Genomic DNA, 14,430 nt, shown 5'->3' on the forward strand with positions numbered 1-14,430 from the left:
ATTCATCTGGCCTTTTTGTTACCGCATTAATGCATCAACGTATACAACTTCCTCCGATACGTCCGCACATCCGCATTGTTATTACCCAGCTTTTCAAACAACTCCACCAAGGTTGTCTTGGCCACGCCATCTTTATAAGTGCTGTCCGCCTGCATTAACCGGATCAGCAAATCCATCGCCTCGGCATTCTGCTCTTGCAGCACTTTGTGCAGCGCTAACTGATGCAAAGCCTCAGGGTCTTTCGGGTTGGCTTCCAGCGTTTGCTCCAAGCCTTCGATAGCCGGCAATTCACCGGACTGCTTCAAAAACTTAACGCGGGCCGCCAGCTGCTTGGCCTTGGTCTGCAGTTTTTCTTCCGGCGGCAGGCTTTCCAGCACTTGCTCGGCGGTTTCCAGATCACCTTGCTCCGCTTTCAGCTGGGCCAGATCGATCAATACGTCGAGGTTTTCCGGGTCCTTCTGGTTCATTTCCGTCAGGATCGCCAGAGCGCCGTCCAGATCACCCGCTTCCCAGAGCGCATGAGCTTTTTCGTAAGGATCTTCCGCCGGCGCTTCCACATGCTTTTCCAGCACTTTGCGGATTTCACTTTCCGGCTGGGCACCGTTGAAGCCGTCTACGGCTTGGCCGTCCTTTACCAGAATAACCGTCGGCAGGCTGCGCACGCCCAAGGACGAGGTCAGCTCTTGCTGCTCATCGGCATTCACTTTGGCCAACAAAAAGTTGCCTTGGTATTCGTCCGCCAGCTTTTCCAGTATCGGCATCAGCTGCTTGCACGGCGCACACCAGTCTGCCCAAACATCCACCAAAATGGGTGTTTTAGCAGAGGCTTCCATTACCTCCTGCGGAAAGTTGTCCATGGTGGCATCAAAGATATAGGGTGAAGCAGTCATAAGGTTACCCGGTCAAGAGGATGTTTAATGACATTGGTAATGGGGGCCAGGCAATTAAAAATCAAGCCAGCTTGAAAATCCCACTATAGCCGTTACATAGAATAGTAAACACTCACGCCTTTAGAGCGAAACGGTATGAATGACGACAACCGCAAAGACTCCTTAGACGAATTTGAAGACGACGTGACCGAATACATCGGCAAAGAAGACAACAACAAAGCGCTCGCGCTGCCCCAGCAAGCGCGGCCGCAACGGATGTACGTTTTGCCAGTAACCAACAGGCCTTTCTTTCCGGCACAGGTGCAGCCGGTTATGGTCAACGAAGATCCGTGGCACGAAACCCTGAAGCGGGTGGCGGAAACCGACCACAAGATGCTGGGCATTTGTTTTGTTCAAGACACGGAAAGCGAATCCGGCGTGCCGTCCAGCGGTGAACTGGAAACCATGGGCTGCGCCGTGCGGGTTCATCAGGCCCAGCGCGAAAACGGTAAAGTGCAATTCATCGCCCAAGGGCTGCATCGATTCAAGATCGTGCAATGGCTGCGCCGGCGCCCACCCTATCTGGTGGAAGTAGAGTACCCCGACGAGCCGGAAGAGCCAGCCGACGAGCTTAAGGCCTACACGCTGGCCATCATCGGTGCCATCAAAGAGCTGCTGCGCACCAATCCGCTTTACGGCGAAGACGTAAAGCAGTACTTGTCTCGCTTCGGCCCGGACGACAGTTCGCCATTGGCAGACTTCGGCGCATCCATGACCAGCGCTCCCGGTCAGGAGCTGCAAGACGTTCTGGATACCGTACCACTGCTTCGCCGCATGGAACGAGTACTCCTGCTAATGCGCAAAGAGCTCGAAGTCGCGCGCCTGCAATCCGAGATCAACGAGGAAGTGAACGAGAAGGTGCAAAAGCACCAGCGTGAATTCTTCCTGCGCGAGCAACTGAAAGTTATTCAGCGGGAACTCGGCATCGCCAAAGACGACAAAACCGCCGATGCCGAACGCTTCGAAGCGCGGATGGCCAAACTGAATCCGCCGGAAGCGGTGCAGGACCGTTTCAAGGAAGAAATCCAGAAACTGCAGATTCTCGAGCAAGGCTCACCAGAATACGGTGTAACACGCAATTACCTCGATTGGATCACGCAGGTACCTTGGGGCAAATACTCCGAAGATCACTTCAACCTCGCTGCTGCGCGCAAGATATTGGACCGGGACCACGACGGCCTCAACGATGTCAAAGACCGCATCGTCGAGTTCCTCGCCGAAGGCTCGTTCAAGGGTGAAATGAGTGGCTCCATTCTGTTGTTGGTAGGCCCACCCGGTGTGGGCAAAACCTCTATCGGTCACTCGGTGGCAGATGCGTTGGGCCGCGAGTTCTACCGCTTCAGTGTTGGCGGCATGCGCGACGAAGCCGAAATCAAAGGCCACCGCCGCACCTACATCGGCGCAATGCCCGGCAAGTTCGTGCAGGCACTGAAAGACACCAAAGTGGCCAACCCGGTAATCATGCTGGATGAAATCGACAAAATCGGCTCATCCTTCCAAGGCGACCCTGCGTCCGCGCTGCTGGAGACTCTGGACCCGGAGCAGAATAAAGAGTTTCTGGACCACTACCTCGATGTGCGCATGGACCTGTCTAAAGTGCTGTTCATTTGCACCGCCAACCAGTTAGACACCATTCCCCGGCCATTGCTGGACCGGATGGATGTGATTCGGTTGTCTGGCTACATCGGTGAAGAGAAGCTCGCCATCGCCAAGCATTACCTGATTCCTCGCTTACTCAAGCGCGCAGGCTTGCTTAAAAAACAGCTCAACATTTCGGATGCCGCCGTTCGGCAAGTGATTGAAGGCTATGCCCGAGAAGCCGGGGTGCGCAGCCTGGAGAAGCTGCTGCACAAAATCATCCGCAAAGGCATTGTGAAACTGCTGGAAAACCCGGACGAACCGGTCAGAGTGGGTGTGGGCGACTTAACCACCTACCTTGGCCAACCGGCGTTCCGCAAAGAAAAATCACTGAAAGGCACCGGCGTGGTGACCGGCTTGGCGTGGACCGCCATGGGCGGGGCGACTTTGAGCATCGAAGCCTCCCGCGTGCATACCAACCACCGGGGCTTCAAGCTAACCGGCCAACTGGGCGATGTCATGCGCGAGTCCGCAGAAATCGCCTACAGCTACGTGGCATCCAACCTGAAACGTTTCAAAGGCGACCCGACCTTCTTCGAGAAGTCTTTCGTGCACCTGCACGTGCCGGAAGGCGCGACGCCAAAAGACGGGCCGAGTGCAGGCGTAACCATGGCGACCGCGCTGCTCTCCATCGCCCGTAGGGAGGCCCCTCAACAGAACCTGGCCATGACCGGCGAGCTAACGCTCACAGGGCAGGTACTACCGGTCGGTGGAATTCGTGAAAAGGTGATTGCCGCCAGAAGGCAGAAAATCAGCAACCTGATTCTGCCCGAGGCAAACCGGGGGGATTACGATGAGTTGCCGGATTATCTCAAAGAAGGGCTAACCGTGAACTTTGCCAAGAACTACAGCGACGTGTTTCAAGTGTGTTTTGGCAATAAGCCGAAGAGTGGGTCGAGTGTGCATTAACCCATACCGATAGCCCGATCGGTACTGGGTGGGGCGTGTGTTTTCTGCCGAAAAAAGATGTCCGAGCGAAGCGAGTTATTTTTCCAAAGAAAACACACGCCCCACCCAGTGCCAGCCCCCATATTTAGGTTTTCTCCTTCCAGCCGTCATCCTTCAATACAGAACCCACGGTCAGAACCGGCGAAGCATCAATATCATCAGCGTCCATCATATGGGCCACACGCTGCAACGACGACAAAATCATCGTCTGCTCCCACTCTGCCAGATTCTGAAACTTCTCAATGAAATCTTCCTGCAAAGGATTCGGCGCACGCGCCAACAGATCCGCACCGTCTTCGGTCAAATGCGCATGCACCTTGCGCTTATCCTTGGTGCTACGCACCCGATAAACCAGCTTACGATGCTCAAGGCGGTCGAGAATGGTTGTTACCGTGGCCTGACTCAGGCTGACATTCTCGGCAATCGTACCGATCGTCACCTCCCCCAAGTCACGAATGGTGCGCATAATCAGCAACTGCGGCCCGGTTAGCCCGGCATGCTTACTCAACCGTTTCGAATGCAAATCCGTTGCCCGGATAACCCGCCGAAGCGCTACCAACACCTGCTCGTAACTATCCAAAACCCGACTCCCAAGCCATTTGTTTATACCTCTAACTATTAGAGGTCTTCACCCGCTTTGATGCAAGTGTGAAAATTACCTAGCTCACAGAAATACCTCACGCATATGAGGCTGACGGCCCGCTCCCACCCTGCGACATTATTTCTGTCACCCGCTGTGCTAAGGTCCGTCACTGACGCTGCGCTACTCACAGAAAAACGGACACCTTTAATGATCAAGCACTACCTCGTTGTTATCCTCGCCCTTGTTTTTTCCGGACACCTCCAGGCACAAGGGCAAACGCTTGGCCCAGACCAAGAACTGACCGACGAGGATCTGGAAGAAAGCATCAAAACGCTGGAAAAACCGATGTATACGCCCTTCGTCGAGCTCTACCTGCTCGACGAAACAAAAGCCCTGCGCCAAGACATACAAAACACCCGCGCTGAACTGATCGAGAAAGTCGTCGAGAAAGAGCTGTCGGTGGCCGACAAGTCTATGTCTTATGCCGCCGATACGGTCACCTACTTCTTCTACCTGATTGCCGGCGCCACCTCCATTCTGGTCGTTATCGGCTGGAATTCGATTCGAGACATGCGCCACCAGCTCACCGGACTGGCCGAAGAACGGGTTAACGAATTGGTGGTGGAATACGAAAAGCGCCTGAAAGCGATCGAAGAACAATTGCAGCAGAAGTCTGAAATCATTCATCAGAACCAGGCAGAAATCGAGCTGACCAACGAGGTGCATGCGCTCTGGCTCAAAGCCAGCCAGGAAACCTCGCAGCAGAACAAGATCAACACCTACGACCAGATTCTGGAACTCCGGCCAGACGATGTTGAAGCCTTGAGTTACAAAGCCGACGCAGTACTCGAGATACAAGAACCGCTTTGGGCCATAAGCCTGTGCAACCGTGCACTCAAGCTCGCTCCAGACAATGGTCATGCGCTCTACCAATTGGCCTGCGCCTTTGCTGAGATCGGCCGCTGGGAAGATGCCGTTGCCAATCTTGCAAAAGCCATCGAGATCTCCGAGGCCTATCGCGACGATGCCTCGGTTGACCCAAGTTTCAGACAATTACACGATCACGAAAACTTCAAAAATCTGGTTTATATCGACCGCGATGACCCGGATGACGCCTAAACGGGTATATGTATCGCGGCCATACACGCATTTGCTTGACAAGGCCTGAGCTGTGGTGTTTCTTAACTCATTGTGAACATAAGAATAACCCTGACACACAGGAACAAAACACGATGAACATTTCCGCTAAGAAACTCGCTACCGCTGTAAGCGCGTCCGTAGCCCTGATGGCCGCTGGCCATGCTACTGCCGATATCAAAATAGGCATTGCAGGCCCGATGACCGGCCCGGTCGCTCAGTACGGTGACATGCAGTTCTCAGGTGCCCGCATGGCGATCGAACGCATCAACGCCGCCGGCGGTGTGATGGGTGAGAAACTGGTTGCCGTTGAAGTTGATGACGTTTGCGACCCCAAGCAAGCTGTTACCGTTGCCAACCGTCTGGTGAACGAAGGCGTTCAGTACGTTATCGGGCATCTGTGTTCCAGCTCGACCCAGCCAGCCTCCGACATCTATGAAGACGAAGGCATTCTGATGATCACCCCGGCCTCCACCAGCCCGGAAATTACCGAGCGCGGCTATGAACTGGTGTTCCGGACCATCGGTCTGGACAGCATGCAGGGCCCGGTTGCCGGCAACTACATCGCCAGCCAGAAGCCGGAGCGGGTTGCCGTTGTTCACGATAAACAACAGTACGGTGAAGGCATTGCCACGGCAGTTCGTGACACGTTGAAAGATGCCGGTATCGAAGTTGCGATGTTCGAAGGCATCACCGCCGGCGACAAAGACTTCTCCTCGCTGGTCACTAAAATCAAACAAGCCGACGTGGACTTCGTTTACTACGGCGGTTACCACCCAGAGCTAGGGCTGATTCTGCGTCAGGCTCGCCAAACCGATGTCACCGCGAAATTCATGGGGCCTGAAGGGGTTGGTAACAAAGACATCAATACCATCGCCGGCGAAGCCGCGGAAGGCTTGCTGGTAACCCTACCGCCAAGCTTTGATGAGAAAGCCGAGAACCAGGAGCTGGTTAAAGCCTTTAAGGACAAGGGCGAAGACCCATCGGGCCCATTCGTTCTGCCTTCATACACCGCTGTTCAGCTGGTCGCTGAAGGTATCAAACAAGCCGATTCCACAGATCCGTTTGACGTTGCCGCCGCCCTGCGCGCCAACAGCTTCGAAACACCGATCGGAACCGTTCAATACGACAAAGCCGGGGACCTGAAGTCCTTCGAGTTTGTGGTTTACGAATGGCACTCTGACGGTAGCAAAACTCCGGCACAGTAAGGCACACCCTCTTTCCGAGGTATGAACAAGAGCACCTTTCAACCGCGATCCGGGGGAAGGTGCTTTTCTGGCCGTATGCATTCGGAGCTCCCCCAGCATGCAAGACCTCCTGTATTTTTCCCAACAGCTCGTTAACGGGCTCACGATCGGGAGCGCTTACGCCCTGATCGCCATCGGCTATACGATGGTTTACGGCATTATCGGCATGATCAACTTCGCCCACGGCGAAATCTATATGATCGGCGCTTACACCGCGCTTATTGCCATTACCGGCTTAGCCACCCTCGGCGTCGCCTGGTTACCTGTGATTTTACTGGTTGCGCTGATTTGCGCGGTGATTGTTTCCAGTTCCATGGGCTGGGCCGTTGAACGCGTCGCTTACCGTCCGGTGCGCGGCCGGCACCGGTTGATCCCGCTGATATCCGCCATCGGTATGTCGATCTTCCTACAGAACTATGTCCACTTGGCTCAGGGTTCGCGAAACATTGGGTTTCCGGCACTGATCGATGGCAGTTTCCGGTTTGGAGCGCCTGAAAGCTTCCAGCTGTCGCTCTCTTACATGCAAATCACCATTTTTATCACCACGCTGATCTGCATGACGTTGCTCTCCCTGTTCATCTCACGTTCACGCATCGGGCGGGCATGCCGGGCGGTTTCCCAGGATTTGGGCATGGCCAACCTGCTGGGCATCGACACCAACCGGATCATCTCCGCAACCTTTGTCATCGGCGCGTCGCTGGCAGCAGTTGCCGGTTTATTGCTGGGCATGTACTACGGTTCGGTTGACCCATTGTTCGGTTTTATCGCCGGTCTCAAAGCCTTCACCGCAGCGGTCTTAGGCGGCATTGGCAGTATTCCCGGCGCCATGCTGGGCGGCCTGATTCTCGGCGTTTCTGAAAGCATGACCTCCGGCTATTTGAGCGGCGAATACAAAGACGTTGTGTCGTTCAGCTTGCTGATACTGATCCTGCTGTTCAAACCCACCGGCCTGCTTGGCAAACCGGAGGTTGAGAAGATCTGATGGCAACACACAACTTAAAGCACGCGCTGTTCTGCGCGATCGTTACCGTCGTTATCGCCTACCCTATCCTCGGCCTCGATCTGGTGGCTCAAGGCACGCAAATCGGACTGGAAGGTGCCACCCCAACCACGATCATTTCGATATTTCTGGCGGCCGGCATTGTATTTTTGTTCCAGCTGTTCCGTGACAACATCATGGGCAATTTGGGCAAACTACCGAAGCTGAACCCGCTCAGCGGCCGCGAACCCATGCCTGCCGAAAAGCGGGCGAAAGTGGAAGCTTGGGTACTTACAGCCATTATCGTGCTGGCTTTATTCTGGCCTTTTGTGGTGTCGCGGGGTTCCGTCGATTTGGCCACACTGGTGCTTATCTACATCATGTTGGCTTTGGGGCTGAACGTGGTGGTTGGCCTCGCCGGCCTTCTCGACCTTGGCTACGTTGCCTTCTATGCGGTGGGTGCCTACACCTTTGCGCTGCTTTACCAATACTTCGGGTTTACCTTCTGGATGGCCTTGCCGGTTGGCGCGTTGCTGGCCGCAACCTTTGGCATGGTGCTCGGGTTCCCGGTGTTACGGCTGCGAGGCGACTATCTGGCCATCGTGACGCTCGGATTCGGTGAAATTATTCGTATTCTATTGAATAACTGGACGGCGGTTACCGGCGGCCCTAACGGTATCGGCGGCATTCCAGACCCGACCTTGTTCGGCATGGAGTTCGGGCGCAGGGTTAAAGGCGAAGGTAATACCTCCTTCCACGAAACCTTCGGCATTGCCTACAGCGGTGAGCACAAGGTTATATTCCTGTACCTGATCGCTCTCGTACTGGCTGTCATTACCGCGCTGGTCATCCGCCGCTTAATGCGTATGCCGGTTGGCCGGGCCTGGGAAGCGCTTCGGGAAGACGAAATCGCAGCTCGCTCTCTCGGTTTGAGCCGCACCGCCGTGAAACTGTCCGCCTTCACCATTGGCGCGTTCTTCGCCGGCTTTGCCGGCACCGTCTTCGCATCCAAGCAGGGCTTCATCAGCCCAGAATCCTTTGTCTTCTTGGAATCCGCCATCATTCTAGCCATCGTGGTGTTGGGCGGCATGGGCTCTCAGATTGGCGTTATTCTCGCAGCTATCGCCGTCACCATCCTGCCGGAGCTCGCACGTGAGTTCTCAGACTTCCGAATGCTCGTCTTCGGAGCCGCCATGGTTCTAATGATGGTATGGCGCCCTCAAGGTCTGATGCCTATGCGTCGAATTCCCATTTCACTGAAACGGCAGGAGTGACAGACATGCTAGAAGTACAAGATCTGTCCATGCGTTTCGGCGGCCTGCTGGCCGTGGACGGCGTACATCTGGACGTTCAGAACCATGAAATCGTCTCGGTGATTGGCCCTAACGGTGCCGGCAAAACCACCGTGTTCAACTGCGTTAGCGGGTTCTACAAACCGACTGGCGGCAAGATTCTGTTTGAAGGCAAAGAAGTTCAAGGCAAGCCAGACTATAAGATCTCTCGGCTTGGCATGGTGCGCACCTTCCAGCATGTTCGACTGTTTGGCCAAATGTCCGTGGTTGAAAACCTGTTGGTTGCACAGCACCGCCACCTCAACACCAACCTGCTCTCCGGATTGCTGAAAACCCCCGACTATCGTTCTCGGGAAAAGCGGTCTTTAGACAAAGCCGCCTATTGGCTGGAACGGGTTGGCCTGCTGGAACTCGCCAACAGGGAAGCCGGCAATCTTGCTTACGGCCAGCAGCGGCGCCTAGAGATCGCGCGCTGCATGGTTACAGAGCCCAAGCTATTGATGCTTGATGAGCCCGCTGCCGGCCTCAACCCGGCTGAAACGAACGACCTCAACCAGCTGATCATGAGCCTGAAAGAGGATTACAACGTTTCAGTACTGCTGATCGAGCACGACATGAGCCTCGTTATGGACATCTCCGACCGGATTACCGTCATTAACCAGGGGCGCCCCCTGGCCAGCGGAACCCCGGACGACGTTCGCCAGAACGACGACGTGATCAAAGCTTATCTGGGCGAGGCCTGAGGAAGACGCATGCTAGTACTGGAAAATGTTCATACACATTACGGAAAAATCGAGGCCCTACACGGTGTCTCCGTTGAAGTGAACAAAGGCGAAATCGTTTCGCTGATTGGCGCAAACGGTGCCGGCAAAACCACCCTGCTGATGACGGTCTGCGGTAACCCGCAGGCCAGTTCCGGGCGCGTTATTCTGGAAGGCAAGGACATCACTCACGATGCCACCTCCAACATCATGCGCTCAGGCATCGCCATTGTGCCGGAGGGCCGCCGGGTGTTTTCTGGCCTGACGGTTGAAGAAAACCTGCACATGGGCGGGTTCTTCAACACCAAAGCGGAGATTCGTAAAAGTCAGGATCACGTTTACGACTTATTCCCTCGGCTCAAAGAGCGTGAAAACCAACGCGCCGGCACCATGTCAGGCGGAGAGCAGCAAATGCTGGCCATCGGCCGGGCACTGATGAGTAAGCCCAATATGATTATCCTGGACGAGCCGTCTCTGGGTTTGGCCCCGATCATCATTCAGCAGATTTTCGAGATCATCGGTCACCTGCGAGACGAGGGGATTACGGTCTTTCTGGTTGAGCAGAACGCGCACCAAGCGCTGAACTTGGCGGACAGGGGGTATGTGCTCGAAACCGGGAAAATACGGCTGCACGATACAGGCAAGAACTTGCTGAACAATCCCGAAGTCCGGGAAGCCTATCTGGGGGGCTGACGTCCGCCCATCAAAAAAGCCGGAGAGGGTTTCATCCCTGCTCCGGCTTTTTTTTGCCAATCACAAAGCTTATTTAATGCTTCGGATTGTACCTTTGTAACCTTCAACTTTTACGTCGATGGTGCCAAAGAAGCCGTAGCCTTCCTGCTTGATGGTGTAGCGAGGAGCTACAATCACATCAGCGCCGGACTCGGTAATAGCGTTGTAAGCTGCTGCAGACTTCACTTTTTCAGTCAAAGAAGCACCGCCCAGTGAAAGCAGAGAACCACCACCGTTAGCACCGTAAGCAACGCCGTCAGCGTACTCGTTTTCAGCACCCAGAGTCAGCAGACCAAACAGCTGAGTAACAGAAGACTGGCCAGTGATTTTTTCGCCAACTTCGATGTCAGCTTTCACGTCGGTAGCAACAGCACCGGTCAGTGGCAGAGAAGGGGCGCTGGTGTTCAGGGAGCTACAACCAGTCAACGCGCCGGCCATTACCAGGCTTGAAGCAATAAGCAATTTTTTCACAATCATGTCTCCGTGTGTTTTTTGAAGGTCGCCATCTTGGCGGGCGAAACTATACGCAACTCATCCATTTATGACAACAAATTCTAACTCCAGCTTTTACAATCGAATTAGCAATAAAAACCTACTCGTTAAATGAGGCTAAGTACCTCGTATAGTTTGCGTTTTTTCAAATTTGTCTATACTTACGTGAGCGGTTTGCGAGCAGGGCATTCCCCTCGGGCCGTTCTCATCTAATGAATAATCAGCCTAAGGTTTAGGCAGTTTGTGACGAGAGAAAAACCACACAAGGAGTGGATAATGAAAAAACTGATCGCAGGTGCAATTCTTCTAGGTGCTTCTTCTATGGCATTCGCGCAGCCAGGCTGTGGTGTTGGCGCCATGATCTGGAAGGGACAGTCCGGCATTGCTCCACACGTGCTCGCGGCTACCACCAACGGAACCTTCGGTAACCAGACGTTTGGTATGACTACCGGTACTCTGGGTTGCTCCACTAACCAATCGGTTCAATCCATGGCTATGTACATGGACAGCAACATCGACAAGGTTGCCCGTGACATGTCCCGCGGCTCCGGTGAAAACCTGGACACTCTCGCGGTACTTCTTGGCGTAGAAGAAGCGGATCGCGCTGATTTCCGTCAGGTACTGCAGGACAACTTCGCAGCTATCTTCCCGAACTCCGAAACCACTTCTGGCGAAGCGGTAGACGCAATCGTAGCCCTGCTTGAGCAGAACAAATCTCTGAGCAAGTACGTGGCGGCCTAATCGCCTAGCCCCAAAGGATTGAACCTGCGCTATGGATGGCGCACTATCCTTTTCTCCACTCAAACCGGATGTACCAAACACCCATGGGCTACCTCTTGCGCACTGGGCAGGCTGCTTTATGGCTTGCTGGCACCCTGGCAACCCACACTGCCTTCGCGATTAATACCGAGAACCTTCACGAACACCCCGTTTGGCTCACGCTCGGCCATTATCACGAAAACCATTTCGGTAGTGGTTACACCAGCCAGGCCGATGATTCGGCATTTTTCCTGAGCGAGGAAGGCAAAACCAACCCAGAAGCCGAGCTCGCAGCCACTCTTACCGCCATTCAACAGCCCGGTGAAGGCGATGATCACGCCCGCTGTCGTTTCCCTGCGCGGGATGCATGGCTACGTGAACAGCTCGACTTGCCCGACGAACCGGTCAGCTGCCCAGCCTACGAAGACTGGGCTGGCACGTTAAACACCGAGAAGGTCACACTGGTGTTCGCCGCCTCTTATCTAAACAGCCCGTCGTCCATGTTTGGCCACACGTTTTTAAGGCTCGATCCCCCTCAAGACGACAACGAAACCGACCTGCTGCTGGCAAACACCATTTCCTACGCCGCCGATGCCGCTGAGCACGACAGCGAACTGCTGTTTGCCTATCGCGGCATCTTTGGTGGCTACCCGGGCATTACAGCGATCAAGCCTTATTATGAAATGATCCGCCTATACAACGACATCGAACACCGGGACTTATGGGAGTACACCCTGAACCTTAGCCAGCAAGAAGTCGACACCATGCTGGCTCACACCTGGGAGATTCAGGACAAAAATTTCGATTATTACTTCTTTGACGAAAACTGCGCCTACCGCCTACTCGCGCTTATTGACGTGGCCCGCCCGGGAACCGACCTGTTAGAGGAAGTAAGTACTCACGCAATCCCTTCCGACACCGTACGCTGGGTGCGCGATAAAGACCTGGTTGAAAGCATTCATTATCGGCCGTCCGCCGCGACAGCCGTAAGCCACAACCTCGACGCCCTACCCGATGAGCACCAAACCATAGCCGCTGCAATTGCCAACGGCTACGTCAGCGTAGACGACCCAGAAGTTGAAAACCTGCCCTCTGGCGAAAAGGCACGCTTGCTCGACGCCACCTACGACTACGTGCGCTACCAAAGCGAAGCCGACAACTGGCCCCGAGAGATTGCAGCGCCCTTATCGCACCAATTGCTGGTCACCCGCAGTCGAATCGAAAACGCCGAACCGATACCACCGGTGGCAGAACCCTCCGTGCGAGACGACCAGGGCCACGACACCTTCAGGCTCAGCCTGAGCTCCGGCCAATTAGCCCACAGCGAATTCACCGAGTTGACCATTCGTCCGGCCTACCACGACATCGTCGATCCACCCGAGGGCTACCGAACTGGCGCTCAGCTGCAGTTCTTGCGACTGGATGCTCGGCTCTATCACGACAATGATGAACTGCAGGTCGAACAAATCACCGGCGTTGAAATACGCTCGCTAAGCCCCCGCAACCAGTTCTTCTCCCCCACCTCCTGGCAGGTCGGCTTCGGCGGCCGCCGCACCGACACAGGAACCCAGCGGGTGCTCGCGCCTTATCTGGAAGGTGGAGCCGGGGGTAGCTGGAGTCTTGGCGACAACAGCCAATTCTTCGCCATGGCCACGGCCGACCTTGAAATCGACGACGACATCCGCCGCGGCTACGACTTCGCCCCGGGCGCAGACCTTGGCGTACTGCACCAAAGCCCAGGCTTCAGCTTACTCGGCGGCGTCAAAACCAAAGCCTGGATCGTCAGCAGCCAACACCGCCAAGACCAGCTTTACTTAAAAGCCAACTACCACATCGGCCGCGAATTCAGCCTATTCACCGAATTCACTCGAGAAGACCACTTCGACAGGTACCAAAGCACATGGCAGGCAGGCATCCACGCGTACTTCTAAACTCGAAAGCGCTCACCACCCTACTTTTCGCATTCCTGACACTGCTGCAAACCGGCTGCAGCAGTGTCTTCTTCTATCCAAACAACACCACTTACATCACCCCAGACCGACTCGAACTGGATTACGAAGATGTGTTCCTGAACACCGCCGACGGCCAAACTTTACACGGCTGGTGGCTACCCGCTAAAACCAACGAGCCCGCAAAAGGCACCATCTACTACCTCCACGGCAATGCCCAAAACGTAAGCGCTCACATACTCAACATCGCCTGGCTGCCAGAAGAAGGCTACAACGTCTTCACCATAGACTACCGAGGCTACGGCCAATCCACCGGCGCTCCCGACATCGAAGGCGCCCTACACGACGTAGAAACCGGCCTACGCTGGTTAGCCGAACACCATTCAGAGCAACCCCTATTCCTCCTCGGCCAAAGCCTCGGCGGAGCACTCGGCATTGCCCTTGCCAGCGAATGGGTACAACGCAACGAACAACCCGAACTCAACGGCGTGATCCTGGACGGCACCTTCTCCGGCTTCCGCTACATCGCCCGCGAAAAACTCAACAACTTCTGGCTAACCTGGCCCGTCCAATACCCCCTGAGCTGGACCATCCCCGACAACTACGAAGGTACCGACCGAATTGCAGGCATAGCGCCCGTGCCGGTGGTGATCATCCACAGCATCCGGGACGGCATCATCCCGTTCCACCACGGCACAAGACTCTACGACGCTGCTGAACAACCCAAAGAGTTCCTCCAGACGGATACCCCACACGCAGCCACATTCGTGATCCCTGCGTATCGTGAAGCGGTTCTGGAGTTTTTGGAAGATAACTTCTAACCGAGAAGCAATAGCTCGTTTCGAATCCACTGACCAAGATCGGTGCGTGGTTTGGGAAAGGCGCTTTCAAAAGTCTTGAGGGCCAAGGACGGCCCGAAAGAAGCGCACATGGATGTGCTCGTAGCGTCTTTTGAAAGCGCCTTTCCCAAACCACGCTTCCCCA

13 protein-coding genes are annotated in these 14,430 nt (G+C 55.0%); 10 read left to right on the forward strand and 3 right to left on the reverse strand.

Annotated features, from left to right (window positions below):
• Positions 1 to 26: 26 nt before the first annotated feature.
• Complete coding sequence (gene trxA, locus MWU64_RS02005; protein ID WP_247060106.1) at positions 27 to 890, reverse strand: thioredoxin; 864 nt, start codon at positions 888 to 890, stop codon at positions 27 to 29.
• Between the two features lie 135 nt (positions 891 to 1,025).
• Here trxA and lon point away from each other — a divergent pair, with 135 nt between their 5' ends.
• Positions 1,026 to 3,476, forward strand: coding sequence for an endopeptidase La (gene lon / locus MWU64_RS02010; RefSeq protein WP_247060108.1), 2,451 nt, complete (start codon positions 1,026 to 1,028; stop codon positions 3,474 to 3,476).
• Positions 3,477 to 3,600: 124 nt separating this feature from the next.
• Here lon and MWU64_RS02015 read toward each other — a convergent pair whose 3' ends face one another.
• Positions 3,601 to 4,095: a MarR family transcriptional regulator gene (locus MWU64_RS02015; RefSeq protein WP_247060110.1), complete on the reverse strand. Its 495-nt coding sequence runs from the start codon at positions 4,093 to 4,095 to the stop codon at positions 3,601 to 3,603.
• A 210-nt stretch (positions 4,096 to 4,305) separates the two neighbouring features.
• On the opposite strand from MWU64_RS02015, the gene MWU64_RS02020 reads away from it, so the two are divergent.
• The 6 genes from MWU64_RS02020 to MWU64_RS02045 all read left to right on the forward strand — a co-directional run bounded on the left by MWU64_RS02020 (position 4,306) and on the right by MWU64_RS02045 (position 10,207).
• On the forward strand, positions 4,306 to 5,217 hold the full coding sequence (locus tag MWU64_RS02020) for a tetratricopeptide repeat protein (protein ID WP_247060112.1): 912 nt from the start codon (positions 4,306 to 4,308) through the stop codon (positions 5,215 to 5,217).
• 113 nt (positions 5,218 to 5,330) lie between these two features.
• Positions 5,331 to 6,443, forward strand: a complete 1,113-nt coding sequence (locus MWU64_RS02025) for a branched-chain amino acid ABC transporter substrate-binding protein (protein WP_247060120.1) — start codon at positions 5,331 to 5,333, stop codon at positions 6,441 to 6,443.
• A gap of 97 nt (positions 6,444 to 6,540) precedes the next feature.
• Positions 6,541 to 7,464, forward strand: a complete 924-nt coding sequence (gene livH, locus MWU64_RS02030) for a high-affinity branched-chain amino acid ABC transporter permease LivH (protein WP_247060122.1) — start codon at positions 6,541 to 6,543, stop codon at positions 7,462 to 7,464.
• Entirely contained in the window at positions 7,464 to 8,735 is a 1,272-nt protein-coding gene (locus tag MWU64_RS02035; RefSeq protein WP_247060136.1) for a high-affinity branched-chain amino acid ABC transporter permease LivM, read from the forward strand. Before livH ends, MWU64_RS02035 begins: the two co-directional genes overlap by 1 nt.
• 5 nt (positions 8,736 to 8,740) lie before the next feature.
• On the forward strand, positions 8,741 to 9,496 hold the full coding sequence (livG, locus tag MWU64_RS02040; protein ID WP_247060138.1) for a high-affinity branched-chain amino acid ABC transporter ATP-binding protein LivG: 756 nt from the start codon (positions 8,741 to 8,743) through the stop codon (positions 9,494 to 9,496).
• Positions 9,497 to 9,505: 9 nt separating this feature from the next.
• Positions 9,506 to 10,207 (forward strand): ABC transporter ATP-binding protein, encoded by a 702-nt coding sequence (locus tag MWU64_RS02045; RefSeq protein WP_247060140.1) that lies wholly within the window; start codon positions 9,506 to 9,508, stop codon positions 10,205 to 10,207.
• A 69-nt stretch (positions 10,208 to 10,276) separates the two neighbouring features.
• On the opposite strand, the gene MWU64_RS02050 is transcribed toward MWU64_RS02045, so the two are convergent.
• A complete protein-coding gene (locus MWU64_RS02050; RefSeq protein ID WP_247060143.1) occupies positions 10,277 to 10,717 on the reverse strand; it encodes a hypothetical protein in 441 nt (146 codons plus the stop codon).
• 297 nt (positions 10,718 to 11,014) lie between these two features.
• Between MWU64_RS02050 and MWU64_RS02055 the strand changes: the two genes are divergently transcribed.
• The 3 genes from MWU64_RS02055 to MWU64_RS02065 all read left to right on the forward strand — a co-directional run bounded on the left by MWU64_RS02055 (position 11,015) and on the right by MWU64_RS02065 (position 14,267).
• Positions 11,015 to 11,479, forward strand: a complete 465-nt coding sequence (locus MWU64_RS02055) for a DUF3015 domain-containing protein (RefSeq protein WP_247060145.1) — start codon at positions 11,015 to 11,017, stop codon at positions 11,477 to 11,479.
• Positions 11,480 to 11,562: 83 nt separating this feature from the next.
• Positions 11,563 to 13,428: a DUF4105 domain-containing protein gene (locus tag MWU64_RS02060; RefSeq protein WP_247060147.1), complete on the forward strand. Its 1,866-nt coding sequence runs from the start codon at positions 11,563 to 11,565 to the stop codon at positions 13,426 to 13,428.
• Positions 13,398 to 14,267: an alpha/beta hydrolase gene (locus tag MWU64_RS02065; protein ID WP_247060151.1), complete on the forward strand. Its 870-nt coding sequence runs from the start codon at positions 13,398 to 13,400 to the stop codon at positions 14,265 to 14,267. The genes MWU64_RS02060 and MWU64_RS02065 overlap by 31 nt, the downstream gene beginning before the upstream one ends.
• Positions 14,268 to 14,430 lie beyond the last annotated feature (163 nt).

Origin of the sequence: Marinobacter sp. S0848L, assembly GCF_023016065.1 — a bacterium.
GTDB lineage: Bacteria > Pseudomonadota > Gammaproteobacteria > Pseudomonadales > Oleiphilaceae > Marinobacter.